Below are 25,206 nucleotides of genomic sequence, written 5' to 3'. Positions count from 1 at the left end.
TGGGTCAATTACGGGCGATGGCCAAATCAAACCGGTTGGACATGTTGGCCTATCTTATTGAGATTGCGTACATTGAAAGCAGCGATCAGTTGCGCAAGGACATTGGTGTCCGCTCAGGAGTAAATCAGCGAAACATATCCGCCTGAGTGGCGCTGCAGGCGACCGGCAAGATCAAGTTCGAGCAGAATCAGCATTACCACTGAGGGATGCAGTTCACTGGCACGGATCAGTTCGTCGATTTCAACTGGAACGGGACCGAGCAAATTGACGAAGCGGTCCCGGTCGGATTCATCCGGAGGATTCATCACCGGAAAATCAAATTCCGGCGCCAGAAATGCTGCGTCGTCGATGGCTGGCCGCTCAACATGCGGTGCCAGAGCAGTGACGATGTCGTCCATACATGTGGTCACGATTGCTCCGTTCTTCAATAATCCGTTCGTGCCCTTTGCTCTTGGATCCAGCGGCGAGCCCGGTACAGCAAAGACGAGCCGGCCAAGTTCACCGGCGAGCCGCGCACTGATCAGGGAGCCGGAACGTTCTGCCGCCTCCACCACAACCAATCCAAGCGAGAGGGCAGCAATGATCCGGTTGCGGCGCGGGAAATCTTTGGCGCGAGGCTCCCATCCGAACGGCATTTCGCTGATGACGGCGCCATAGCGCGCGCTTATCGCATTGTAGAGATCAAGGTTTTCTGGAGGGTAGGGCAAGTCAAGGCCGCCAGCCATGACCGCAACAGTACCATGATCAAGACTTGCCTCATGGGCCGCCGTATCGATCCCGCGTGCGAGGCCGGAAATGATGGCAAATCCCGCTTCACCCAGTTGCCTTGCAATTGTGCGGGCGAATTTGATGCCGACCAGTGAGGCGTTGCGCGCACCGACGATAGCAACGGGCGGAAGCCGGAAGACTTGGGGGTTCCCCTTGACCGCCACCAGGGGCGGGGGATTGTCGCGCTGTCTGAGATATCTGGGATAATCCGGTTCGCCAATGCCGACAAAGGCCGCCCCCATGTGCGCAGCTGCTTGCATCTCGCGCTCGGCTTCCTCCAGGCTGGCAATGCGGATAGGACGCCCGGCGCCGCCGCGCCGTACCAGCTCGGGCAGGATTTCCAATGCATCGGCAGCAGAGCCGCAATGGGCGATCAGATCGCGAAACGTTCGTGGCCCGACATTCTCGCTGCGGATCAATCTCAGCCAGCTCAGCCGCTGGCTGTCAGAAAGGCGTATGCCTTTCCCTTCGTTCACCCCTTGGATCCAATCTTGCCTTCCGTTCCGGAAACAAGACGCTGGATGTTCGCTCTGTGTTTGATGAAGACGATGATCGTCAGCACCAGAAACAGCGCTGCGATTTGATGTACCCCAATGAAATAGAGAGCGATCGGGACAATGACTGCGGCAACAAGCGCTGCAAGCGAGGAATAGCGGGCCGCGTATGCGACGATCAGCCAGGCAGCAGCGAAGATCAGCGCGCCCTGCCAGAAAAGTCCCAGCAGCACGCCGAGATAGGTGGCGACACCCTTTCCGCCTTTGAAATTGAGCCACACCGGAAAAATGTGCCCGAGAAAGGCGCCCAAGCCAGCAGCGATTGCGGCTTCCGGACCGGCGATACCGGCGATCAGGACCGCTGCCGTGCCTTTGAGCATATCAAGCAGCAGCGTCGCCGCCGCCAATTTCTTGTTGCCGGTCCGCAGGACATTTGTCGCGCCGATATTGCCCGAACCGATGCTGCGCACGTCGCCGAGCCCGGCCATGCGCGTCAGGATAAGGCCAAAGGGGATAGAACCGAGCAAATAGCCGAAGACTAGTGCGAACAGGAGAAGCGGAAATCCTGCTTGCCCGTTGAAGAATTCCGACATGCACGATCCCCTTGATCACTTCAGATGGTGAATACTGATTTTCCTGCGACGAATGTCTGAACAACGCGGCCTTGAAAACGAGCGCCCTCAAAACAGCTGTTCTTGGAACGCGACCGTAAGTCTTCTTCCTTCACTACCCATGGTTCGTCAAGATCGACTATGGTCACATCCGCCGTCGAACCTGGCCGGAGAGAACCAGCATCAAGGCCGAAAATCCGAGCCGGTGCACTGGACATCGCCTCGATGATACGCAGCAGCGGCACGTCGCCATTGTGATAGAGCCTGAGAGCTGCTCCAAGCAGCGTTTCGAGGCCAATGGCGCCGGCGGCAGCGTCGGCGAAGGGCAGGCGTTTGGTGTCGACATCCTGCGGGTCGTGAGCAGATACAATGATATCGATCGTGCCATCGCGAAGTGCTTCCACCATGGCGAGGCGATCTTCTTCCAGACGCAGCGGCGGCTCAAGGCGGAAGAATGTACGGAATTCGCCGATGTCATTCTCGTTGAGCGAGAGATGGTTGATCGATACGGCGGATGTGACGTTCAGCCCGTTCTGCTTGGCGCGGGAAATCACCTCGGCCGACATGGCTGTCGATATCTGCGCCGCGTGGTAGGCACCCTGGGTCAGGGCTGCGAGGCGCATATCGCGCTCCAGCGGAATGACCTCGGCTTCGCGCGGTGTACCGGAAAGCCCGAGCCAGCTCGCGTAGAGGCCTTCATTCATAACGCCGGTGATGCCGAGATGAGGATCGCGCGCCTCGTGCGCCAGAACCACGCCGAAGTCGCGGGCATAGGTGAGGACGCGGCGCATGAGCTGCGTATTGGCGATCGAATTACGGCCTTCCGAGATCGCAACGGCCCCAGCCTCGCGAAGCAGACCGATCTCGGTCATTTCCTCGCCGTGCAGCCCCTTTGTCACAGCCGCTGCCGGATAGACGTTGACGATAGCTGTGTCCCGGGCGGTTCGCATCACGAACTCGACGAGCGCCACATTGTCGATGACCGGGTCCGTATCCGGCATCATGATCATCGAGGTAACGCCGCCGGCCGCTGCCGCATGGCTGGCTGAGGCGATGGTTTCGCGATGTTCGGCGCCGGGTTCGCCAATGAAGACGCGCGCATCAACGAGGCCTGGGAGCACTGCCTTGCCCTGGCAATCGATGACGGTCGCTCCCTCGGGCACGCCCTGATTGCGGGTGTCGGCGCCGCTTGCAACGATTTTGTCGTTCTTGATGATGAGTGAACCGAGCTCATCCAGATTGCGTGAGGGATCGACAATGCGGGCGTTGTGCAGAACGGTCGCGCTCATCCTGCCACTCCTTCAGCATTGCGGCCCAAATTCCGGCGACTGTCGAGCAGCGCTTCCATCACTGCCATGCGCACGGCAACGCCCATCTCGACCTGTTCCTGAATGACGCTCTGCGAGCCATCGGCTACATCCGACGCGATTTCGACGCCGCGGTTCATCGGACCGGGGTGCATGACCAGCGCATCGGGCTTGGCATATTTCAGCTTTTCCCGGTCAAGTCCGTGATAGCGGAAATATTCGCGCACCGAAGGAACGAAGGAGCCTGCCATGCGCTCGCGCTGCAAGCGCAGCATCATGACGACGTCAGCGTCCTTCAGCCCTTCTTCCATGTTGTGGAAGACTTCGGCGCCCATATGCGCAATGCCCGCGGGAAGGAGGGTCGAGGGGGCGACCACACGAACGCGTGCACCGAGAGCATTGAGGAGGATGATGTTCGACCGCGCAACGCGCGAGTGCAGCACATCACCGCAGATCGCAACGGTCAGCCGTTCGACCTTGCCCTTGGCGCGGCGGATCGTCAAAGCGTCAAGCAGCGCCTGCGTCGGATGTTCATGCGCGCCATCGCCAGCATTGACCACCGAGCAGCCAACCTTCTGCGCAAGAAGCGCCGCGGCGCCGGCCGATGAGTGGCGGATGATCAGGATATCCGGGCGCATGGCATTGAGCGTCATCGCCGTGTCGATCAGCGTTTCGCCCTTTTTAACCGACGAATTGCCGACGGACATGTTCATCACATCGGCACCGAGCCGTTTGCCGGCAAGCTCGAAGGATGATTGCGTGCGCGTCGACGCCTCGAAGAAAAGATTGATCTGGGTGCGGCCGCGCAAGGTCGCCTTTTTCTTCTCGGACTGGCGTGAAACCGCGATCTCGCTCTCGGCAAGATCAAGCAGCTGGACGATGTCTTGCGGGGAAAGACCCTTGATGCCAAGCAAGTGGCGGTGGGGAAACAGGAGAGGGGGCGTTTCTGTCATATCAAGTCCCCCCTATAAGCTCCAAGCGGCGGCCCCGCAAGCGGCGGAGCCAGTACCGGTTCAAGTTTCCCAAGATAATGATGCGAAAAAATGAAAGTGCAAAACGATTGCGATGATGAATATCGACTATCGTATGAGAGTGTCCATATACTGCACACATTAACCGCTTGTCAGAATCTTCATCCCATAAAAGAGTTCGACGCGTGATTAAGGTGCCGGGCGGAGCTTGGCCTGCAATAAAGCGCGAACATTGAAATTTGAATCAGGACAGTTTCTTGAAAACCCATGACGTTCTCAACCAGACGCCACCGATGATCGGCCTCAATGCCTATCTGGGCGATCCGTTGTTGATGCAGATCACCAAGCGGTTCCCGCAAGCCACGCGCACCGAACTGGAACAGGGCGGCCGTTTCGTCCTGTCCGGCGACGCGCAGGATCTGGCTCGCCTCGCCAATACGGAAGTGCCGAAGCTGCGGACACACGACCGTCAGGGGCACCGAATCGATGTCATCGACTATCATCCCGCCTATCATGCGCTGATGCGCCGTTCGGTGGCCCAGGGGTTGCATTCGTCAATCTGGGAAGACGGGACGCCGGAAGCGGGACTGCGTCATCAGGCGCGGGCGGCGCGTTTCTATCTGACCGCCCAGCTGGAATGCGGTCATCTGTGCCCGCTGACCATGACAAGCGCGTCGCTGGCTGCGCTCATGGCCGCGCCCACTCTCTACCGTGAATGGTCGCCGCTGATCCTGCCGCGCAAATATGACTCCAGTAACAAATCACCTGCCAAGAAGGCCAGCCTTACGCTCGGCATGGGAATGACCGAAAAGCAGGGCGGTACCGACGTTCACACCAATACAACGCGTGCTGAGCCGGCCGGAAGCGGCTTCTACCGGCTCACCGGCCATAAATGGTTCATGTCGGCGCCCATGTCCGATGCATTTCTCGTCCTGGCGCAGGCACGCGAGGGTCTGTCGTGCTTTCTGGTCCCGCGGATCCTGCCCGACGGCTCCTCGAATGGCTTCCGTTTTCAGCGGCTCAAGGACAAGCTCGGCAACCGCTCCAACGCGTCGTCGGAAGTCGAGTTCGACAATGCGCTTGGCCAGATGGTCGGCAATCCGGGTGATGGCGTCAAGACGATCATCGACATGGTAACGTTGACCCGGCTGGACTGTGCCGTTGCATCGGCCGGATTGATGCGGGCGGGGCTTGCCGAGACCGTGCATCATGCGCGTCATCGCATCGTCTTCGAAAGCCCGTTGATCGACAAGCCGCTAATGCTGCGGGTTCTCGCCGACATGGCTCTGGATGTTGCAGGCGCAACGGCGCTTGCTCTCCGCCTGGCGCGGGCATTCGACAATGCTGCGAAAGATCGCGGCGAAGCGGCCTTTGCCCGCGTCATGACGCCGGTTGTCAAATATTGGGTCGCGAAGATTGCTCCGGCAATGCTTTATGAGACGATGGAGTGTCTGGGCGGCAATGGCTACATCGAGGAGGGCAATCTTGCCCGCTTCTATCGTGAAGCGCCGGTCAACGCGATCTGGGAAGGCTCGGGCAATGTCATGGCCCTTGATGTGTTGCGGGTCCTCAAGCGCGGCCCGCAGCTCTTCGACGAGGTCCTGAACTGGATCGGCGCCCAACTCGGGCGTGGCGGGCAGGGCACTGTCGAAGTGTTGCGTGCCGCGATGCGCGTTGCCGAAAACGATGAGGGCGCGGCTCGCATTTTGACGGAACAGCTGGCCCTGGCGGCAGCTGGCGCCGAATTGCGTCATCTCCAGTCGGAAGATATCGCTGACGCATTCATCGAAACGCGACTCGGCGGGCAGTGGCGCACCACCTACGGCATGCTCGATGCACGTCACAATGCCAAGAGCATCGTCAACTCGCTTTATCCATCAGCGAACTGAGCTGGTCATAATCATGTGACCTGACACGCGGTGCACGCATCGCGTGTATTGCGCCGTTTTGCCAAAAAATCCCGATGACACACGAAAAAATTGCATCCCCGGCTCGAAAGGGGGCTCGCTAATACCTTCAATTTGAATTAAATTTTCGTAAATTAACCTTAACAAACGGTTTACGTTGCCGTTCGCTTCTTAAACGATATCACTACCAGTCGAAAATGCACTGCAAAAACGCAGGGTTAAGAAAAAATGATGATGCCCGTCTCAACGAGGAGAAACTGAATGCGCAGCTTCCTGATTTTCTGGGCGGGACCGCTGGGCTTCTTATGGGGATGGTATTTTCTGTCCTACTACGACCTGAGCATGGGCATGTATTTTTTCAGCCGTGACATGCACGACCTGGTTTTCAGGATTTACGGCAATGTGCTAGGCATTGCACCAGAGAGCATTCCACCACTGGTTGCGCGAGCATGTATCGTCGACACCGGACTGGTCCTGTCTCTCATCGCGTTCCGCCGCCGCCGCCAAATCATAGCCTGGGTGAAGGCATGGCGTGCCGCTCGCGCTGCCTACGGGAAGGAACTGCCGTCGGTGTCCGTGTCCTGACGCAGGCTTTGCAGGCGATCCAACGCACCCTGCAAAATGAAGGCCGCGGCCGCTGAATCGATGCGGTCGGCACGCTTCTGCCGCGACACATCCATGCCGATCAGGGCGCGTTCGGCAGCGACGGTCGAAAGGCGCTCGTCCCAATAGACGAAGGGCAGGTCGGTCAGCTTTTCCATGTTGCGGACAAATGCGCGTGTTGCCTGAACGCGTGGCCCCTCACTTCCATCCATGTTGACCGGCAATCCAATCACGATCGCGCCGACATTGTCCGCGCTCAATGCTTTCAACAGGTCCTGCGCGTCGTGGGTAAATTTGCTGCGTCGGAGGACAGGGCGCGGGTTGGCAAAAGAAAATCCGCGATCCGATATGGCAATGCCGATCGTCTTTGTGCCGAGGTCGAGACCGGCAACAGTCTTGCCGTCAGCCACATGATCTTCCAGTTGCTCAATCGTCAGTACCGTCAATTTGATATTCCCACACTTGAAATGCTGACCGATAGATCGTTTTAATCTGCAACTTCTGTCACATAGCGGTATTGAAGCCCCGTGGCGAGGATTCACATGCACATGAAGGGATAAGATCATGAAAATTACCTGGCTCGGCCATTCGGCGTTCCGTATCGAAACGGCAAAGAATACGATCCTGATCGATCCGTTCCTGAATGGAAATCCCGGCGCGAAGGGCGTGGACTTCAGGCAAGCGACCAAGGATGTCAATCACATCATCCTGACCCACGGCCACGGCGACCATGTCGGCGATACGATTGAAATTTCCAAGGACACGGGCGCGCTGGTGACCGGCAATGCCGACCTGGTGACCTGGCTTAATAACCGCGGCGTTGCGCGTGTCGATCCGACGAACACCGGCGGGACTGTTTCCTATGACGGTTTTACCGTGACTTACGTCAACGCGCTACACTCATCCGCGTTCATGACCGAGGACGGCGTTTCCCATTCCCTCGGCAACGCCAATGGTGTTGTCCTGCACTTTGACGACGAACCGACGCTCTATCATATGGGCGATACGGACATTTTCTCGGACATGGCGTTGGTCAGCGAGTTGCACCAGCCGGAAATCGGCATCATTCCGATTGGCGACCGCTTTACCATGGGCGGTGCGGTCGCAGCGCTTGCAGCGCGCCGCTATTTCAAGTTTGCTAAGGCCATTCCATGCCATTACGCCTCGTTCCCGATTATCGACCAGACGGCAGACAAGTTTGTCGCTGGAATGGAGGGCGGCGAGAGCGAGGTTATTGTTGCCACGACAAATGAGCATTTTACGGTTTGACGCAGGCTTGCTAAAGCAGCGAAGAACCTAGAGATGATACCACTGGAGAGCGATGTGCGCAGACTGCTTTTGATTTCCTGCATGATGACCGCGACGACGCCTGTCTTCGCACAAACAATTGACGCCAAAGGCGCGGATGAGCTTGCCAGAACGCTTTCGAGATATTTTGGCAAGACAGCGATCGAGAAGAAGATCCTGACTGTCGTGCCGGAAGCGGACAATTACCGTGTTACGTTCAGCACGGCAAAACTGCTCGAATCCCTGCCGAAACAGGACTTTTTCAAGGGTGATTTCGGTGAATACAGCCTGCTGACGAAACCGCTCGCTGACGGTTCCTGGAACGTCACTTCGACGGCGATGCCCGGTGGATCAATCGAAACGACGACGCCGACGGGGCGCGAATCGGTTCAGTGGTCCATCGACAACGCGAATGTGAGCGGAATCTTCGACCCCAAGATCGGCACTTTCTCCAAGGGCTCGTTTTCTTACGGTTCGTTCAAGATGAAATCGACCAGTCCTACGCAGGATGTCGATGCCAGCGCGAATTCGGCAAAGGGCGAGTTCGTCGGGGCTGCCGCTGCCGCGGGCGGTGTCGATGTCAGCAACATTCAATCGGCCGTCGATTTCCAGGAGACGATGGTCATCAAGACTCCGCCACCTGCGGACGGCACCTCTACTGATGGCAGTGCTGCGGCGCCACCGTCTGCTCCCGCAGAGGCCCTGAAAGTTGTCATCCGTGGTGCTGAACTGGGTGTCAACGCCGAAGGTAAGGGCGTTCGCAACCTTGAATTGCTCGACCTCTGGGCGTTTTTCATCGCCCATTCGCAGGAAATGAAGCTGAAAGATACGGAGCAGGCGGAACTCAAAACGAAGCTTCTCGCCGCTCTGCCACTTTGGGACAAGCTGTCGGGCGCCTATCACCTTGCTGATCTGGGCGTTGAAACACCGCTCGGAGCATTTGCAGCGAAGAATATCTCCCAGGAGCTCAACTTCGACGGCATAAGCAAGGATGGCAAATACCAGTACGCTTTGCGGACCAACGGCCTGAAATATCCGGCTCTGCCGATACCGGAGTGGAGCGTGCAATTTCTGCCGACGGACGTTGAACTGGCATTTGGCACCGAAGGCCTCGATCTCGATACCATCGCCAAAGCCGCGATCGCGGACATGGATCTGAATCGCGAGAAGCCGTTCTCCGACGAGTTCGAGGCCAACACGGCCACGGCATTCATGATCAATCCGCCAAAGCTCGTCATTAACAAGAGCCTTGTCCGGACCGCCGATACCGAACTCACTGTCGAGGGCGAGGTCTCATTCGTTGCGATGAAGCCAGAAAGCCGCACGACGTGGGAGATGGCTGGCTTCGACGCGGCCCTTGATCGCCTGACAAAGGCTTCCGAACAGCAGCCAGAGATCAAGGACTATATCGTCTTTGCCAAGCTCGCGAAGGATTTCGGCGCGCAATTGCCAAACGGCCATATTCAATGGATCGTCGACCAAAAGGCCGACGGCTCGGTGAATATCAATGGCAATCCGGTCAAGGGACCGGATCCGGTCGTCGAGCCCGGCAGCGACGACACGCTGGATGGCGGTGTGACGCTGGATGACAATGTCATCAATCCCGATGCGCAAGAGGACGACCAGACAGACACGCCACCGGCCCAGTAAGGTCGATTTCGCGCCTTCTTGTCCGTTGCGCTCGCCCGCAACGGACACTATAGCTGCATTATCAGAACGTTGAATTTCCAGGATCCCCTATGTCAGTCGATATTTCCACCGTCAAACGTGTTGCACATCTTGCCCGGATTGCCGTGAGCGAGGACGACGCAACCCGCATGACTGGCCAGTTGAACGCCATCCTCGGCTTTGTCGAACAGTTGAACGAGGTCAACGTAGAGGGCGTGGAGCCAATGACATCAGTGACGCCCATGGCCATGAAGAAGCGTCAGGACCAGGTCAATGATGGCGACAAGGCAGCGGACATCGTCGCCAATGCGCCCATCCACGAGGAAAATTTCTTCGTGGTTCCGAAAGTGGTGGAGTAAGGGCCGCCATGGCTATTTCGGTCGCCATCGAAACGCCGCTACAGGACGACGTCAGGGCGCTGGTTGATGATCTCAACGAGCACCTTCTGCCGCTTTCGCCCATCGAGTTTCAGTTCAAGATGACGGTTGAACAGATGGCAGACAGTGACACGACGGTTTTCGTGGCACGCGACGAGAGCGGCCATGCCGTCGGTTGCGGAGCCCTGAAGGATCATGGCGGCGGCATAGGCGAGGTCAAGCGCATGTTCACGCGGCCTACCGTGCGTGGCCAGCGTGTCGGATCGGCGCTGCTCGATGCCATTACTGCGCTTGCCAACAAAAGGGGCGTTACGCGCCTCGTTCTCGAAACAGGCACCGGACCCGGTTTCGCAGACGCCTATCGCCTTTACGAACGTTCCGGATTTACCCGTTGCGGTGTCGTGTTGGACTACCCCGACTCCGAACACAGTGCATTTTACGAAAAGTGGCTCGCCTTCGCGCCAGCCCAATAAACAGGATCTAACATGACCGATCTGACCGCTCTCACCATTGCCGAGGCGCGCGACCAGTTGAAGGCGAAGGCAATCACCGCCACCGAATTGACCGGCGCTTATATCCAGGCGATCGAGAACGCAAACGAAGCGCTCAACGCCTATGTCGTGACGACACCGGAAAAGGCGCTGGACATGGCGAAAGCGTCCGATGCGCGTCTGGCCGCTGGCAATGCCGGGGCGCTCGAGGGTATTCCGCTTGGCATCAAGGATCTGTTCGGCACCGAGGGTGTGCATACACAGGCATGTTCGCATATCCTCGATGGCTTCAAGCCGCACTACGAATCGACTGTGACTGCCAATCTCTGGGCCGACGGTGCCGTCATGCTCGGCAAGCTCAACATGGATGAGTTTGCGATGGGCTCGTCGAACGAAAGTTCCTACTACGGTCCGGTAAAGAACCCCTGGCGCGCCAAGGGTTCCAATACCGATCTGGTGCCCGGGGGCTCATCTGGCGGCTCTGCCACTGCCGTTGCCGCACGGCTTTGCGCCGGTGCCACCGCAACGGATACGGGTGGTTCGATCCGCCAGCCGGCCGCATTTACCGGCACCGTTGGCATCAAGCCGACCTATGGCCGCTGCTCACGCTGGGGCATCGTTGCCTTTGCATCGTCGCTGGATCAGGCCGGACCGATCGCCCGCGACGTGCGCGATGCGGCGATTCTCTTGAAATCAATGGCCTCAGTCGATGCAAAGGACACCACATCGGTCGATATCGCCGTGCCAGATTATGAAGCTGCCATCGGCAAGCCGCTTGCAGGGCTGAAGATCGGCATTCCGAAGGAATATCGTGTCGACGGCATGCCGGAAGAGATCGAGAAGCTGTGGCAGCAGGGTATTGCCTGGCTCAAGGATGCTGGTGCTTCGATCGTTGATATTTCGCTGCCGCATACCAAATATGCGCTGCCGGCCTATTACATCGTTGCTCCGGCGGAGGCTTCGTCAAACCTTGCCCGCTATGACGGCGTTCGTTATGGCTTGCGTGTTCCGGGCCGCGATATCGTCGACATGTACGAGAAGACCCGCGCCACCGGCTTTGGTGATGAGGTCAAGCGCCGCATCATGATTGGCACCTATGTGCTGTCGGCCGGCTATTATGACGCTTATTACCTGCAGGCACAGAAGGTGCGCACCCTGATCAAGAAGGATTTCGAAGATGTCTTCCATGCGGGCGTCGATGCGATCCTGACGCCGGCGACGCCATCGGCCGCATTCGGCATTGCCGACCAGGATATGTCGGCTGATCCGGTGAAGATGTACCTCAACGACATCTTCACCGTGACGGTCAACATGGCTGGTTTGCCCGGAATAGCTGTTCCGGCTGGTCTTGATACAAGGGGTCTGCCGCTTGGCCTGCAGCTCATTGGACGCCCGTTCGATGAGGAGACGCTGTTCCAGACGGCCCATGTGATCGAGCAGGCCGCAGGCAAGTTCAACGCGCCGAAATGGTGGTAATCCGGCGCGCAACCGAAGCCGACATTGCAGCCATCGCTGCGGTCGGCTCCCGCGCCTGGGCGTCCAACATTTTTTCATTCGAGCCGGAATTGCCTGGCATGCGCGCGCATGTCGGACAAGCCTTCCAGGACTTTGCCGAAGCCTCCTTCAGCCATGTGCTTGTGGCTGAAGCTGATGGCACCGTCGTCGGCTGGGGCGCGCGCGATGAAGACAATGACTACATCTCGGACCTTTGGGTCGAACCTGCAGTGCAGGGGCAGGGGATCGGCTCGTCGCTGCTGCGTGCCATGAAATCCGCGATTGCGGAGGCGGGGTATGCCAAGGCGCGTATCAGCACCCATGCCCGCAACGTCGGCGCCATCCGGCTCTATCAGCGCGAGGGCTTCGAGATCGTCGAACAGGGGCCGGAATGGTCGACCAGCCTTGAGCGTGAGATCGACAAGGTCAAAATGCTGGCGGAGCTCGGCTGACGATGTTTTTCTACCTTTCGAAAATCTTCTGGTTCTTTGCACAACCGCTCAATTTCTCAATCCTGATGGTGGCGCTGACAGTTGTCGCGGTGCTTTTGAGGTGGCGGCGCACGGCAATATTGACGTCGGCCTGCGCATTTCTCGTGCTTGGGCTTGGCGCATGGACATCGCTTGGCGCCCTGATGATCCACCCGCTCGAGGACCGATTCCAGCGCCCGGTTTCATTACCGGATAAAGTCGACGGGATCGTGGTACTTGGTGGAGGCTTTGAGGGCGGGGTCAATCTCGTGCGTGGCGGCTATGAGCTCAATTCCGGCGGAGACCGGTTCGTCGAAGCCGCAATTCTCGCCGCGCGCCATCCCGAGGCAAAGGTAGTGGTGACCGGCGGGACCGGAAATATGATCCTTGAGGGAGAAGGCGATGGCGTAACGGCGCCGCGACTGCTGACTGCGCTTGGCGTCGCGCCGGGGCGGCTGACGCTCGAGAGCCAGTCACGCAATACCTACGAGAATGCCGTCTTCACCAAGGACATGGTGAACGCCATGCCCGGCGAGACGTGGGTCCTTATCACGTCGGCATTCCACATGCCGCGTTCGGTCGGCCTCTTCCGCAAAGCAGGCTTCGAAGTCGTGCCGTGGCCGTCGGATTACCGCACATCGGGCAAGGAATCCATTGGAATATCAAGGGACAATCCGCTGGATTCCCTGCAGAACATGTCGATAGCGCTGCGGGAATGGGTTGGTCTTCTTGCCTATTGGATGGTCGGGCGCACCGACCAGCTGTTGCCGTCACCATGATGCAGCAAGTTGACGTTCTCATTATTGGCGCCGGTGCGGCCGGCATGATGTGCGCCATCGAGGCGGGCAAGCGCGGACGCTCGGTCATCATCGTCGATCATGCTGCGGCACCCGGCGAAAAGATCCGCATATCCGGTGGCGGCCGCTGCAATTTCACCAACCTCAATGCGGCGCCGCAGAACTATATCAGCAGGAATCCGCACTTCTGTATCTCGGCACTGCGCCGCTACACCCAGCGCGACTTTATTGGCCTTGTCGATCGCTACAGCATCGCGTGGCATGAGAAGACGCTCGGCCAGTTGTTCTGCGATGGATCGGCCAAGCAGATCATCGACCTGCTTGTCACGGAAATGAACCGGGCTGGGGTCGAATTGCGGCTGCGCACGAGTGCAGACACCATCGAGAAGTCGGGCGATGGCTATGTCGTCGATTTGTCAGGCGAACGCGTGCGTTGCGCTTCGCTGGTTATTGCATGCGGCGGCAAATCCATCCCAAAGATGGGCGCGACGGGCTTCGGCTATGATGTTGCCCGGCAGTTCGGGCTTGCACTGACGGAGACGCGGCCAGCTCTGGTTCCTCTGACCTTCGACGACAATACGCTTGCCCCGCTCAAGCCGCTATCCGGAATTTCGGTCGATGCGGTGGTGAGCCACGGCAAGACAAGGTTCGCGGAAGCCATGTTGTTCACGCATCGCGGTCTCAGCGGGCCGTCGATCCTGCAGATATCCTCCTATTGGCGCGAGGGAGACACGATCTCCGTCGCCATGCTGCCAGGCACCAGGGCCTTCGATGTCCTGCGGGCAGCCCGTTCACGCAACGGACGCCAGGCGCTGCAAACAGCGCTGGGCGAGTTACTGCCGAAGCGGCTCGCACAATTGATTGCCGAGAGCAGCAAGATCGAAGGTCATCTGGCCGACCTCTCGGACAAGCAGTTGCTGGCCGTTGAAAAGGCCGTCAATGAATGGCAGGTGAAGCCGGCCGGGTCCGAAGGCTACCGGACGGCCGAAGTCACTCTCGGCGGAGTGGATACGGACGTGCTCGACCAGAAAACCATGGAAACCAAATCCGAAAAGGGACTTTATTTCATTGGTGAGGTCGTCGATGTAACCGGTTGGCTCGGCGGTTATAATTTCCAGTGGGCCTGGTCGTCGGGTTGGGTCGCAGGACAGGCCGTTTGAACTCCCGAAGGCTCCTGACCGGTTTTGTCAGGAGGTGTCATGTATGAATTCGGTCAGGGAAGGATAGGGAGGACTTCATGACAACTCTGGCGAGCTGCCATTGTGGCGCAATCAAATTTGAAGTGAGCGAAGCCCCTGCGACCGTAACCGTATGCACATGCACGTTCTGCACCAAGCGCGGAACTCTCTGTACCTATTATACGCCGGCCCAAGTCAAGCTGTCGGTGACACCGCAAGCGGACGCTGTCTATTCCCGCAATGGCATGAACAAGCACCATCATTGCAATGTCTGCGGTTGTGGCACCTTTTCCGAGGTTCCGACCTGGACTGACTACAAACCGGATTTCGATAATCCACGCGTAAGCGTCAATGTGCGTCTCTTCGACGAATTCGACTTTGCGTCCCTGCCGGAAGAAACCATAGATGGAAGGAATCTCTTGTAGGGCCGCCTCAGCGATTGCCTGATTGAGAGAATCCTGCTTCCCTGAGCTCGCGCGACGTTTTTAGGTAAACAGGGAGTAGGGCCATGTGGATCAAGCTGACTGACGTCAACGGTGATCATCTCACACTCAACTTTACGCATGTCGTCTCCTTTAACCCCTACGGAACCGGCACGCACATCGTAACGGCTACGCCTGGTTTGACCTTTTTCGTCAAGGAAACCACCGAGGAGATCCAGAGGAAGGTCGGCATCACGGCTAGTTAGACGCTCCCTGCGCCGCAAGCGGTGTTGTTAACTTGCCGCGGTTAGCCCAGAGAGGTTAACCCACCATGGTGTGCATTCAACCGCGCATCGGTTTGCTAAAATGGCAAGATCGATAATAGCGGGCCTGGTGACATGAGAGACGATACTGTTATCATCGCGATTGCGATTTTTACACTCATTGGCGCTTACATATTTTACGGAATTTCGGCCGGGCAACTTGCAAATATGCAGGTCGCTCTGACCATGCCGCCGTCGTAACGGCATCAATCGATCACATCGGTTGCAACATTAATTTATCCGCTCGGCCAAAGCACAGCTTGGCCTGGTCGTGCGTCAACGAAATTTTCGCAAATATTTGGCCATTATAACGCAAGTTTATTGCGTTGCGCTGCAGCAATCCAAAATAACCGTCACGTTTCTTCACAGGTGAGGAATCTATTCGCAATTCATTGGTTTCATTCAAATATGGATCAAAATTCGATACAAATAGTGATTTGTTAAATCGGTTTAGTTTTCATACAAGTGTGCAGTGCACACTGAATATATACGTGTGCGGGTCGAGGATTACTCTTTGGAAGAGTGGTTTTAGAGTGGAGGTATCAAAGAATGATAACAATAAGTAAAGATACATCATCAGTGAATGAAACAAATGTATTGAAAATGGCACAAGTGGCCAAGGCTAAGGCAGCGATCATCAAGGCAACCGCCAAGCTGAGCGAGCCATGCGACAGTCGCACAATTTCCCAGATTTTGCGGGAATCCAACGGAGGTTTCAGCTTCCGTCGCTGAACCCCAATCTCTCTTTTCGTTAAACATGCTCGATCAGAGCGGAATGTTGTCGTGTTTCTTCCAGGGATTCTCAAGGTCCTTGTTGCGCAGCATCCGCAATGCCCTTGAGATCCGCTTGCGGGTCGAGTGGGGCATGATGACCTCGTCGACATAACCGCGCTCTGCCGCCACAAATGGCGACAGGAAGCGGTCTTCGTATCGCTTGGTGTGTTCGGCGATCTTATCGGCGTCACCAATGTCCTTACGATAGATGATTTCGACGGCACCCTTGGCACCCATCACTGCGATCTGTGCCGAGGGCCAGGCATAGTTGATATCCCCACGCAAATGCTTCGACGCCATCACGTCATAGGCGCCGCCATAGGCTTTGCGCGTGATTACGGTGATCTTCGGCACGGTTGCTTCGGCATATGCGAAGAGCAGCTTGGCGCCGTGTTTGATCAGGCCGCCATATTCCTGCGCTGTGCCGGGAAGAAAGCCAGGAACATCGACGAAGGTAACGATTGGAATGTTGAAGCAATCGCAGAAGCGGACAAAGCGTGCTGCCTTGCGCGATGCGTCACTGTCAAGAACGCCTGCCAGTACCATCGGCTGATTGCCGACAATGCCGACCGTCCGGCCCTCGACGCGCCCAAATCCGACGACGATGTTGCGTGCAAAGCTCTCCTGTATCTCGAAGAAGTCGCCCTCATCGACAGTCTTGCGGATCAATTCCTTGATATCATAGGGCTTGTTGGCATTGTCAGGCACCAGCCGGTCGAGCGAATAGTCGAGTTCGTCGGTTGACTGGTAGCATTCGATCTCTGGAATACCGGCGGTGTTGGAGGCGGGCAGGAAGTCGATCAGGCGACGCATCTGCAGAAGCGCCACCACGTCATTGTCGTAGCCGCCATCGGCAATTGATGACTTGGTTGTGTGTACCGAAGCGCCACCGAGCTGTTCGGCCGTCACAGTTTCATTGGTCACCGTCTTCACGACATCCGGGCCGGTCACGAACATGTAGGACGTATCGCGCACCATGAAGATGAAGTCGGTCATCGCCGGCGAATAGACGTCGCCGCCTGCGCACGGTCCCATGATGACGGATATCTGCGGAATGACTCCCGAGGCGAGGACGTTGCGCTGGAAAATTTCGGCATAACCGCCGAGTGCAGCAACACCTTCCTGAATGCGGGCGCCGCCGGCATCATATAGGCCGACGACGGGCGCGCGATTGCGCAGGGCCATATCCTGGATCTTCTGCACCTTTTCGGCATGCGCTTCCGAGAGCGATCCGCCGAAAACCGTGAAATCCTTGGCGAACACGAAGACCGTCCGGCCATTGATCGTCCCCCAGCCGGTGACGACGCCGTCGCCGGCAAATTTTGTCTCTTCCATGCCGAAATCGGTCGAGCGATGCTCGACGAAGGTGTCGAATTCCTCGAATGAACCCTCATCGAGAAAAATGTCGATGCGTTCGCGCGCCGTAAGCTTGCCGCGCTTGTGCTGAGCCTCGATCCGAACCTTGCCGCCGCCTTCGCGGGCAATGGTTCTGCGGCGCTCAAGCTCGATCAGCACATCCTTCATGGCATCCTCCTCACTTTGTCATTTCTGATAACAGGAGAGGAGAACGCTTGGAAGCAGCTTTATGCACCATCATAAATGCGACTCATCAAGAAGCAGCATTGCAAGTGTAAACCAACTCACGCTAAGCAAATTGCGTGGCTTTGAGCATAAGATCGTTTCGGGGGAAACATGAGAATTCTAGAACAGAACTATTTTGGCCGTAGGGGTAGCTACAGGGCGCATCGTTTTGTGTTCTCGGGGACAACAAAAGAATATTTCGGCATCTGGATCGTCAATGTGCTTTTGACGATTGTCACCTTTGGCATCTATTCCGCTTGGGCGAAAGTCCGCCGCAATAGATATTTGTACGGCAATACCGCGTTGGCAGATGGACGGTTCGATTATCATGCGCGGCCAATTCAAATACTTATTGGTCAGATCATCGTTATTGGCTTCTTGATTCTTTACAATGTGCTTTTGAGTTTTGCACCCGCGGTTGGTCTTGTTCTTGCGGTGGTGTTTGCCATTGGCATTCCGTGGCTGATCGCGCGTGGGCTACGTTTCAATGCACGCGTCACAAGTTATCGCAATGTCCGGTTCGATTTCGCCGGTCGCTATTGGGGTGCCGCAAAGGCATTTTTTCTTGGGCCTGTCATTGCGGCTATCACACTCGGGATATGTGCTCCGATCGCGAGCCGCTGGATGCTGCAGTACACGCTGGGTAATTTGAGTTACGGCGGGCGGAAATTCAGTGTCGATCCAAGCCTGTCAGATATATTCCGTGTGTGGTGGCTGTGCGTGTTTCTCGCAATTGGAGGGGCATTCATACTCGGGATATTTGCGGCCGTCATCGCTATGTTCTTCGGCGTATTTGCCAGCGGTTCAGAAGAACATCTCCAGATGGTAACTTCCATCGCGACCATCGTCACGGTTGGGGTTTACCTTGTTTTGTTTCTCGTTTACGCGTCCGTCGGCCTGATCTATGGGGCTGGCGTTCGAAATATTGGATTGAGTGCGACGACATTTGACGACCGCCACCCTCGTCAGACATGCCGCGGGTGGATTACGCTTGGATTGTCATTTCCAATCTGATCGTAACGATTGCAACACTCGGCCTCATGCGCCCGTGGGCGACCATACGCCTCGCGCGCTTTCAGGCGGATCACACAGAGATGCGCTTTGATGGTGAAATTGGGGAAATCCTGTCGACGATCAAGGATACCGGCTCAGCGGTGGGAGCTGAATTCATGGACATCGAAGGGATAGCACTTGGATTCTGACCAACAGGCCATCGAGGGTATTTGGTATCCGGAGCGATCAAATCGCTCCTGCAGGGCGTCCCTCGTAGTTAGTGGGACATCCATATCTGTCTTGGCGGAAGATGGCGCAGTACTGGCGTCCGGATTCTTTGCCGAGGCAATTGTGACCGATCGGGTCGGGAATGTGCCGCGCAGGGTGACGCTCCCCAATGGGAGTGTATTCGAAACGCCGAACAATGATGCTATCGATGCGTTAATAGCCGCAGTACCGGGCAACCGCGCCGGCTGGGTCCATCGTGCCGAGCGATTTCACCCGCGTCTGGTAATCTTTGCCGTATTGGCCCTCATCTTCATCGTCGGAATATACCGCTTTGCACTACCAGCCCTTGTCGAACTGGCTGTTGCCGTAACGCCGCCCGTCGTACCGGAGATGATGTCAAGGGGCACGCTGCAGGCATTGGATGCTACCGCGTTCGATGTGACGGCTCTGTCCGCTGACGATCAATCCAAACTGCGACAAGGGTTTGTACGGCTGACAGCCCGGTTTGGATTGGATTCAGGTAAATTTGGTCTCCAGTTCCGGCAAGGCGGAATCATTGGGCCGAATGCCTTCGCTTTGCCGGATGGTACGGTCATCATCACGGACGAGCTGGTGAAACTTGCCGACGGCGATACGGAGTTGCTGCTCGGGGTGCTGGCGCATGAGATTGGGCATGTTGAGCTGGAGCACAGCCTGCGGCAGCTTTACCGCTCGGCGGGCGCGGCTGGCCTGATCATGTTGATTGGGGGCGACATTGGCAGCGGCACGGAGGATATCCTGGTGCAGGGCGGCGGATTGTTGGCGCTCTCTTACTCCCGCGCCCAAGAAGCAGAGGCGGACCGGCATAGTGTGCGGCTGATGGCTGAGGCGGGTTTCGACCCCGAGGCCATAGGCCGGTTCTTCATCTTATTGGAGTCAAAACTTCATGACGACAGCGGGACAAATATACTGGCAACACATCCTGGCACACCCGAGCGCCGCAAAGCGGTGCACGAGTATGCGCAGGAATTACGGTCAGCAAATTGACCTTTACCAGGTGCCGGTGTTCGGCATCGAGAGCCAGGGCTCCTGCGGCGGCAGCGGCGATCCCTTTTGCAGAAGTTCGATCGAAATGCCGTCGGGCGAACGGACGAAAGCCATGTTGCCGTCGCGTGGTGGCCGGTTGATGACAACGCCCTTGTCCTGGAGGTTCTGGCAGGTGTCGTAAATGTTGTCGACAACATAGGCGAGATGGCCGAAATTACGCCCGCCGGCATATTCCTCCGGATCCCAATTATAGGTCAATTCGAGCTCTGGGGCCCGTTCTGCCAGCGATCTTCCCTTGTCTTCCGGGGCCGCGAGGAAGATAAGCGTGAACCGGCCCTTCTCGTTTTCCATACGGCGGATTTCCTCCAGACCGAACTTGTTGCAATAGAAATCCAGCGACTCGTTGACGTCACGGACACGGACCATTGTGTGAAGATAGCGCATCTTTTGCCCTTGATTTGTTTTCATGGCGACTGAAAGGGCGGCCACTACCTCCTTTGGGGGGCTTGCGGACCGCCGGACATTTCGTAACACTTAATACTTAGCTCCACAAACTTGTGATGTACGCGGACGAAAAGCGTTGAGGATAAACACCAATTTTGCGTGTGGTTTTCAACAAAACCAACAGATGATACTTGCTCTATGGCCTTGGTCAGGTGTTATTCTTCAGCCAGAGAATCAGTGTTTCTTGCAGGAGAGGAGGGGCTAGCTTCATGTCAGACAGACCAGTATCAGCCCGGCATTCCCCCGACGACGAAAGTCTGAGAGATGGTTTGGACCTCATTGAGGTCTCCGGCGCGATAAAGTGGTTTGATGTGGCCAAGGGATACGGCTTCATCGTGCCTGACAATTCTGATCTTCCTGACATCCTGCTCCATGTGACGTGTCTGCGGCGCGACGGGTTTCAAACAGCGCTCGAAGGCGCCCGTGTCGTCTGCGAGGTCAAGCAGGGCGAACGTGGCATGCAATGTTTCCACGTCAAGTCGATGGACAATTCGACAGCGATCCATCCGACGGAAATGCCGCCGGTCCGAACCCACGTCACTGTGACCCCGTCGAGCGGGCTCGAGCGTGTCCTGGTGAAGTGGTTCAACCGCACCAAGGGCTTCGGCTTTCTCACGCGCGGCGAGGGCACCGAGGATATTTTCATCCACATGGAAACGCTCCGCCATTTCGGCCTGACCGAGCTGCGCCCGGGGCAAGTCGTACTGATCCGCTTTGGCCATGGCGAAAAAGGCCTGATGGCCTCGGAGATCCATCCCGATATCGGCACGCAACTGCCGTCATCCCACTGAACACCCACTGATGGGCCGTCTGAAATCATTTCTGGCCGGACTTGTCTTTCTGATCGTTACCGCTATTCCCGTTCTTGCGCTCGACCAGGCGCCGATGCACCTGCCTATCGACGCGGCGCCTTTGACGATCAATACAGCCAAGGGCGATGTGCCGTTTCGTGTCGAAGTTGCCGATACGGATGAGGAGCGTGAGCGCGGTCTGATGTTCCGCACAGATCTCAAGGACAACAGCGCGATGCTGTTCGTGTTCGACAGGACACGACTTGTGACGATGTGGATGGAAAACACGCCTTCCGCCCTCGATATGTTGTTCCTGGACAATAATGGCCGCATCACTGCCATCCGCGAGAATGCGGTGCCGTTTTCGCGCGATACCATCTCGTCCGGTGACCCGGCGCGTTTTGTTGTCGAGGTCAAGGCCGGCACAGCGCAGCGCCTTGGCTTGACAATCGGTGACAAGGTGCGGCATCCCGCTATTGAACGTATCGGGCGCTAGAGCATTTCCGTTTGCACGGAAAAGCGCTCTAATTCTTTGTCTTAACGCAATTCCGGACGCAAAACCGGTTCCCACTTTTGCTGGAATTGTTCATGCAGGGCCAGGACATGCAATTCTTCGATAATGACGGACTGAAAATCGCTTATCTCGATGAGGGCGATGGCGAACCCCTCCTACTTATCCACGGCTTTGCCTCGTCGGCGTTCTACAATTGGGTGCAGCCTGGGTGGGTCCCGACCTTGACAGCAGCAGGCTACCGCACCATTGCGATCGACAATCGCGGTCACGGACAGTCGGACAAGCCGCACGATATGTCGGTATACACGCCCACTTTGATGGCAGGCGATGCCGCCGCGCTGCTCGACCATCTCGGCATCGCCCAGGCGCATGTCATGGGCTATTCCATGGGAGCACGCATCAGCGCATTCCTGGCGCTGCAGCACCCGAAACGCGTGCACGACCTGGTGTTCGGAGGCCTGGGTATCGGCATGGTCGAAGGCGCTGGCGACTGGTCGCCGATCGCCGAAGCGCTCCTGGCCGATGATGCTGAGTCCATCAGCCATCCACGCGGCAAGATGTTCCGCATGTTTGCCGACAAAACCAAGAGCGACAAGATTGCGCTGGCGGCCTGCGTGATTACGTCCAAGGAAGAAATAAGCGCGGAGAACATGGCGCGGATCACGCAGCCGGCACTCGTCGCTGTAGGCACGAAAGACGACATTGGCGGAAGTCCCCACCGGCTGGCGGAACTAATGCCGCGTGGCAAGGCAATCGACATCCCCAATCGCGATCATATGCTCGCCGTCGGCGATAAGGTGTTCAAGCAGGCAGTTCTGGAATTCCTCAAGCGGCATCCGTTATAGGACGAAAGCGGGGATTTCCGTTCTTACGCAAAAGTGCTACACGCACGGTTCGGCGTGAACGATTGGCGTTCAGACAAATCAATCATTGCTTCAAAATTTCTCGCCCGCAGGGTCTGGAAATTGAAGTGTCAAGGGTACATTTTTGCCGTATGCTTCTCGTTGGAGCAATAATATTGGCCAAATGTGCGGAGTTAGGAAATGCCCTCAAGCAGCCCGATTAAGAAAACTGGATCGGTCCAGCACATGGATCCGATTTGGCACGCCATCCGCTCCGAAGCAGAAGAAACGATCCGCAACGAGCCGCTGCTAGCGACGTTCCTCTATTCGACGATCCTCAACCACCAATCGCTGGAAGAGGCTGTCATCCACCGTATTTCCCAGCGCCTCGATCACCCGGACATGGAATCGGAATTGCTGCGGCAAACCTTCACGGCCATGCTTGAAGCCAATCCGGAGTGGTCGCAGATCTTGCGCGTCGATATCCAGGCTGTCTACGATCGCGATCCGGCCTGCACGCGCTTCATCGAGCCGATCCTCTATTTCAAGGGTTTCCAGGCAATCCAGACCCATCGCCTGGCCCACTGGCTGTGGAATGAGGGCCGCAAGGACTTCGCGCTCTACCTGCAAAGCCGCTCATCCTCGGTCTTCCAGACCGATATTCATCCGCAAGTGCCAATGGGGCAGGGTGTGTTCTTTGACCATGCCACGGGCATTGTCGTCGGCATGACTGCCGTCATCGAAGACAACGTTTCGATCCTGCAGGGCGTCACGCTCGGCGGTACCGGCAAGGAATCCGGCGATCGCCACCCGAAAATCCGCCATGGTGTCCTTATTGGCGCCGGCGCCAAGATTCTTGGTAATATTGAGATCGGTCATTGCTCGAAGGTCGCTGCCGGGTCGGTTGTGCTGAAGCCTGTTCCGCACAACATCACTGTCGCCGGGGTTCCCGCCCGCGTCATCGGCGAGACCGGCTGCGCCGAACCCTCCCGCGCCATGGATCAGCTCGTTACCAATTTCGAGTAGGCGTTCGAAGGTCTCCACGCAGATGCACAATTGCAGTCTGCCCTTTACAGGGCAGACTTTCGCGTGCCAAAAGCCTGCTAAATCATACGACAGGAGACTTTAAGTGAAACCGGAAGAACTGAAGAAACTCGACAGCTATTTCAAGCGCACATTCAGAAACACGGAACTCACTGTGAAAGCGCGTCCTCGCAAGGACGATTCGGCCGAACTCTATCTTGGCGACGAATTCCTTGGTCTGATCTACAAGGATGAGGACGAGGGCGAGCTCTCCTACAATTTCTCGATGGCCATCCTCGAGATGGATCTCTGATAGCCGCGCCGAGTGACGCTGTGAGGCGTCACTCCTGGCCCTTGATGTGGGCCTTGGCGAATGCTTGCATTTGTTGCTCAAGCTGCCGCCAGTCCTTCAGCATTTCCCGCGGAAAGCGATAGGTCAGCTGAATTTCATCACCGACAAAAATGTCCCTCTGGCACGATGCGAGATTGCTCTTTGATGTTTCCGCATCAAGGCAGCGCGCAACGAAAAGTGCATGGCCTGCACGTTCCGGTGAAACCACAACCTCTTCATTGACGAAGCCGCTGTCGGGTCTAAGCGCCTGGATGGTCAGCTCAGCAGGTCCACCAATGCCGGACCCAAGTGTCAACGTGCTGTAGACCGGTCCGTAACGGCCCGACATGTCCTTGGCTGTGGCACGTGGTTCGAAGGTCGCAAACAGCATACGTTTCTCAGGTCCAGAACCGTTGAAATCCCGAATGTATTCCGCCTTGTAGCCTTGCATGTCAGGCCAATGCAGATAAACATCGACGCGTTCCGCCACACCGCTTCGCCGTTGTTTGCCAAAGCGTATCATGTTGGCTGGAAGCTCCAACACATTGTTGCCGATGACAATTTCTTGCATGGACGTATCCTCGGTATGCCCGCCAAGCGAGATGCCATGGCCAAGGAATCGGCCCGCGACTGCGATCGCCAGTGAAACAACTGCAAGCGTCGCCACACAATAGAAGACGCGCTGCAGGAGCGCGCTGGCGACAATTGGCTCTATCCTGTGTGTCGACGTCTGCATGGATATTCCGAAGCGCTGTGTGCTTGATCCGGTCAATCTAGCTGAAAGAGTGCTGATTTATGGTTAATCGAATGTGAAGAATCCGTGGGTCGCCCAATCTCGCCAACCATCCGGCAGTTCGCTAAGGTTGCGGATACAGAATCCGGGGAGATGCAATGCCAATATTCACACTTGATGGACACGCACCACAATTTGAACACCCCAAGTCGAACTGGATAGCGCCGGACGCCACCTTGATCGGCAAGGTCTATCTCGGTGAGAATGTCAGTATCTGGTTCGGGTCGGTCCTGCGCGGTGACAACGAACTGATCCACATCGGCCGCAACACCAATGTGCAGGAGCACTCGGTTATGCACACGGACATGGGCTACCCGCTCACAATCGGTGCGGGTTGCACCATCGGCCACCGCGCCATGCTCCATGGCTGCACCATCGGCGAGAATTCGCTGATCGGTATTGGCGCTATTGTTCTCAACGGCGCGAGGATCGGCAAGAATTCGCTTGTCGGGGCGGGAGCACTTATCACCGAGCGCAAGGAATTTCCGGATAATTCCTTGATCGTGGGTTCACCCGCGAGAGTGGTGCGCACGCTGGATGAAGCCGCGATTGAGCAGCTCAGATTGTCTGCCGCGCATTATGTCGAAAATGGCAAACGGTTCATGCGCGGCATGGAGATCGCCTGAAATTGGCAAAGG

The 25,206-nt window shown here is 57.0% G+C and carries 28 protein-coding genes and 1 pseudogene; 21 read left to right on the top strand and 8 right to left on the bottom strand.

Going from position 1 to position 25,206, the window contains the following annotated elements:
* Positions 1-113: 113 nt before the first annotated feature.
* The 4 genes from dprA to CU102_RS16405 are packed head-to-tail and all read right to left on the bottom strand — an operon-like array spanning position 114 to position 4,133.
* Positions 114-1,244 carry a DNA-processing protein DprA gene (gene dprA / locus CU102_RS16420; protein ID WP_106712183.1) on the bottom strand — a complete coding sequence of 377 codons (1,131 nt, stop codon included), beginning with the start codon at positions 1,242-1,244 and terminating at the stop codon, positions 114-116.
* The gene (gene plsY / locus CU102_RS16415) at positions 1,241-1,855 is read right to left on the bottom strand and encodes a glycerol-3-phosphate 1-O-acyltransferase PlsY (protein WP_106712182.1); all 615 of its coding nucleotides are present in this window, start codon (positions 1,853-1,855) and stop codon (positions 1,241-1,243) included. Before plsY ends, dprA begins: the two co-directional genes overlap by 4 nt.
* A gap of 20 nt (positions 1,856-1,875) precedes the next feature.
* Positions 1,876-3,162, bottom strand: coding sequence for a dihydroorotase (locus tag CU102_RS16410; RefSeq protein WP_106712181.1), 1,287 nt, complete (start codon positions 3,160-3,162; stop codon positions 1,876-1,878).
* Positions 3,159-4,133 carry an aspartate carbamoyltransferase catalytic subunit gene (locus tag CU102_RS16405; RefSeq protein WP_106712180.1) on the bottom strand — a complete coding sequence of 325 codons (975 nt, stop codon included), beginning with the start codon at positions 4,131-4,133 and terminating at the stop codon, positions 3,159-3,161. Before CU102_RS16405 ends, CU102_RS16410 begins: the two co-directional genes overlap by 4 nt.
* A 275-nt stretch (positions 4,134-4,408) precedes the next feature.
* On the opposite strand from CU102_RS16405, the gene CU102_RS16400 reads away from it, so the two are divergent.
* Positions 4,409-6,040: an acyl-CoA dehydrogenase family protein gene (locus tag CU102_RS16400; protein WP_106712289.1), complete on the top strand. Its 1,632-nt coding sequence runs from the start codon at positions 4,409-4,411 to the stop codon at positions 6,038-6,040.
* 279 nt (positions 6,041-6,319) lie between these two features.
* Positions 6,320-6,643, top strand: a complete 324-nt coding sequence (locus CU102_RS16395; protein ID WP_106712179.1) for a DUF6105 family protein — start codon at positions 6,320-6,322, stop codon at positions 6,641-6,643.
* Here CU102_RS16395 and ruvX read toward each other — a convergent pair.
* Positions 6,607-7,107: a Holliday junction resolvase RuvX gene (gene ruvX / locus CU102_RS16390; RefSeq protein ID WP_106712178.1), complete on the bottom strand. Its 501-nt coding sequence runs from the start codon at positions 7,105-7,107 to the stop codon at positions 6,607-6,609. The two genes, CU102_RS16395 and ruvX, sit on opposite strands and share 37 nt — an antisense overlap.
* Before the next feature lie 118 nt (positions 7,108-7,225).
* Between ruvX and CU102_RS16385 the strand changes: the two genes are divergently transcribed.
* The 11 genes from CU102_RS16385 (at position 7,226) to CU102_RS29440 (ending at position 15,900) form a co-directional block, all read left to right on the top strand.
* Entirely contained in the window at positions 7,226-7,930 is a 705-nt protein-coding gene (locus CU102_RS16385; RefSeq protein WP_106712177.1) for a metal-dependent hydrolase, read from the top strand.
* 54 nt (positions 7,931-7,984) lie between these two features.
* Positions 7,985-9,598 (top strand): hypothetical protein, encoded by a 1,614-nt coding sequence (locus CU102_RS16380; protein ID WP_133624588.1) that lies wholly within the window; start codon positions 7,985-7,987, stop codon positions 9,596-9,598.
* 89 nt (positions 9,599-9,687) lie between these two features.
* Positions 9,688-9,975, top strand: coding sequence for an Asp-tRNA(Asn)/Glu-tRNA(Gln) amidotransferase subunit GatC (gene gatC / locus CU102_RS16375; RefSeq protein WP_106712175.1), 288 nt, complete (start codon positions 9,688-9,690; stop codon positions 9,973-9,975).
* A gap of 8 nt (positions 9,976-9,983) precedes the next feature.
* Complete coding sequence (locus CU102_RS16370; RefSeq protein ID WP_106712174.1) at positions 9,984-10,466, top strand: GNAT family N-acetyltransferase; 483 nt, start codon at positions 9,984-9,986, stop codon at positions 10,464-10,466.
* Between the two features lie 12 nt (positions 10,467-10,478).
* The gene (gene gatA / locus CU102_RS16365) at positions 10,479-11,960 is read left to right on the top strand and encodes an Asp-tRNA(Asn)/Glu-tRNA(Gln) amidotransferase subunit GatA (RefSeq protein WP_106712173.1); all 1,482 of its coding nucleotides are present in this window, start codon (positions 10,479-10,481) and stop codon (positions 11,958-11,960) included.
* A complete protein-coding gene (locus CU102_RS16360) occupies positions 11,951-12,430 on the top strand; it encodes a GNAT family N-acetyltransferase (RefSeq protein WP_106712172.1) in 480 nt (159 codons plus the stop codon). The genes gatA and CU102_RS16360 overlap by 10 nt, the downstream gene beginning before the upstream one ends.
* Before the next feature lie 2 nt (positions 12,431-12,432).
* On the top strand, positions 12,433-13,227 hold the full coding sequence (locus CU102_RS16355; protein WP_106712171.1) for a YdcF family protein: 795 nt from the start codon (positions 12,433-12,435) through the stop codon (positions 13,225-13,227).
* Positions 13,227-14,405 (top strand): BaiN/RdsA family NAD(P)/FAD-dependent oxidoreductase, encoded by a 1,179-nt coding sequence (locus CU102_RS16350; RefSeq protein ID WP_106712288.1) that lies wholly within the window; start codon positions 13,227-13,229, stop codon positions 14,403-14,405. Before CU102_RS16355 ends, CU102_RS16350 begins: the two co-directional genes overlap by 1 nt.
* A 77-nt stretch (positions 14,406-14,482) precedes the next feature.
* Positions 14,483-14,848, top strand: a complete 366-nt coding sequence (locus CU102_RS16345; protein WP_106712170.1) for a GFA family protein — start codon at positions 14,483-14,485, stop codon at positions 14,846-14,848.
* An 83-nt stretch (positions 14,849-14,931) separates the two neighbouring features.
* Positions 14,932-15,111 (top strand): hypothetical protein, encoded by a 180-nt coding sequence (locus CU102_RS16340; RefSeq protein ID WP_106712169.1) that lies wholly within the window; start codon positions 14,932-14,934, stop codon positions 15,109-15,111.
* Positions 15,112-15,717: 606 nt separating this feature from the next.
* Positions 15,718-15,900, top strand: coding sequence for a hypothetical protein (locus CU102_RS29440; RefSeq protein ID WP_133624586.1), 183 nt, complete (start codon positions 15,718-15,720; stop codon positions 15,898-15,900).
* A gap of 33 nt (positions 15,901-15,933) precedes the next feature.
* Here CU102_RS29440 and CU102_RS16335 read toward each other — a convergent pair whose 3' ends face one another.
* Positions 15,934-17,466 carry an acyl-CoA carboxylase subunit beta gene (locus CU102_RS16335; RefSeq protein ID WP_106712168.1) on the bottom strand — a complete coding sequence of 511 codons (1,533 nt, stop codon included), beginning with the start codon at positions 17,464-17,466 and terminating at the stop codon, positions 15,934-15,936.
* Between the two features lie 168 nt (positions 17,467-17,634).
* On the opposite strand from CU102_RS16335, the pseudogene CU102_RS16330 reads away from it, so the two are divergent.
* Both CU102_RS16330 and CU102_RS16325 read left to right on the top strand, forming a co-directional pair.
* Positions 17,635-18,725 (top strand): annotated as a pseudogene (locus tag CU102_RS16330) (YjgN family protein).
* Entirely contained in the window at positions 18,715-19,770 is a 1,056-nt protein-coding gene (locus CU102_RS16325) for a M48 family metallopeptidase (protein ID WP_106712167.1), read from the top strand. Before CU102_RS16330 ends, CU102_RS16325 begins: the two are co-directional and overlap by 11 nt.
* Before the next feature lie 3 nt (positions 19,771-19,773).
* Here CU102_RS16325 and CU102_RS16320 read toward each other — a convergent pair whose 3' ends face one another.
* A complete protein-coding gene (locus tag CU102_RS16320) occupies positions 19,774-20,214 on the bottom strand; it encodes a VOC family protein (RefSeq protein ID WP_106712287.1) in 441 nt (146 codons plus the stop codon).
* A 269-nt stretch (positions 20,215-20,483) separates the two neighbouring features.
* Between CU102_RS16320 and CU102_RS16315 the strand changes: the two genes are divergently transcribed.
* From CU102_RS16315 to CU102_RS16295, 5 genes are all read left to right on the top strand, one after another.
* Positions 20,484-21,065, top strand: a complete 582-nt coding sequence (locus CU102_RS16315; RefSeq protein ID WP_106712166.1) for a cold-shock protein — start codon at positions 20,484-20,486, stop codon at positions 21,063-21,065.
* Between the two features lie 10 nt (positions 21,066-21,075).
* Positions 21,076-21,561, top strand: coding sequence for a DUF192 domain-containing protein (locus CU102_RS16310; RefSeq protein ID WP_106712165.1), 486 nt, complete (start codon positions 21,076-21,078; stop codon positions 21,559-21,561).
* 92 nt (positions 21,562-21,653) lie between these two features.
* Entirely contained in the window at positions 21,654-22,424 is a 771-nt protein-coding gene (locus tag CU102_RS16305; protein ID WP_166648471.1) for an alpha/beta fold hydrolase, read from the top strand.
* A gap of 198 nt (positions 22,425-22,622) precedes the next feature.
* Complete coding sequence (cysE, locus tag CU102_RS16300) at positions 22,623-23,447, top strand: serine O-acetyltransferase (protein WP_106712164.1); 825 nt, start codon at positions 22,623-22,625, stop codon at positions 23,445-23,447.
* A gap of 103 nt (positions 23,448-23,550) precedes the next feature.
* Positions 23,551-23,757, top strand: coding sequence for a DUF3126 family protein (locus CU102_RS16295; RefSeq protein WP_099999261.1), 207 nt, complete (start codon positions 23,551-23,553; stop codon positions 23,755-23,757).
* A gap of 28 nt (positions 23,758-23,785) precedes the next feature.
* Here the strand turns inward: CU102_RS16295 and CU102_RS16290 are convergent, their stop codons facing one another.
* On the bottom strand, positions 23,786-24,511 hold the full coding sequence (locus CU102_RS16290) for a hypothetical protein (RefSeq protein WP_106712163.1): 726 nt from the start codon (positions 24,509-24,511) through the stop codon (positions 23,786-23,788).
* Positions 24,512-24,666: 155 nt separating this feature from the next.
* Here CU102_RS16290 and CU102_RS16285 point away from each other — a divergent pair, with 155 nt between their 5' ends.
* A complete protein-coding gene (locus tag CU102_RS16285) occupies positions 24,667-25,194 on the top strand; it encodes a gamma carbonic anhydrase family protein (protein WP_106712162.1) in 528 nt (175 codons plus the stop codon).
* The last annotated feature ends 12 nt before the right edge of the window (positions 25,195-25,206 follow it).

The sequence above is a fragment of the Phyllobacterium brassicacearum genome (genome assembly GCF_003010955.1).
Lineage (GTDB): Bacteria > Pseudomonadota > Alphaproteobacteria > Rhizobiales > Rhizobiaceae > Phyllobacterium > Phyllobacterium brassicacearum.
The sequence above is the reverse complement of the archived record's forward strand: the minus strand, read 5'-3'. Positions and strand labels throughout refer to the sequence as shown.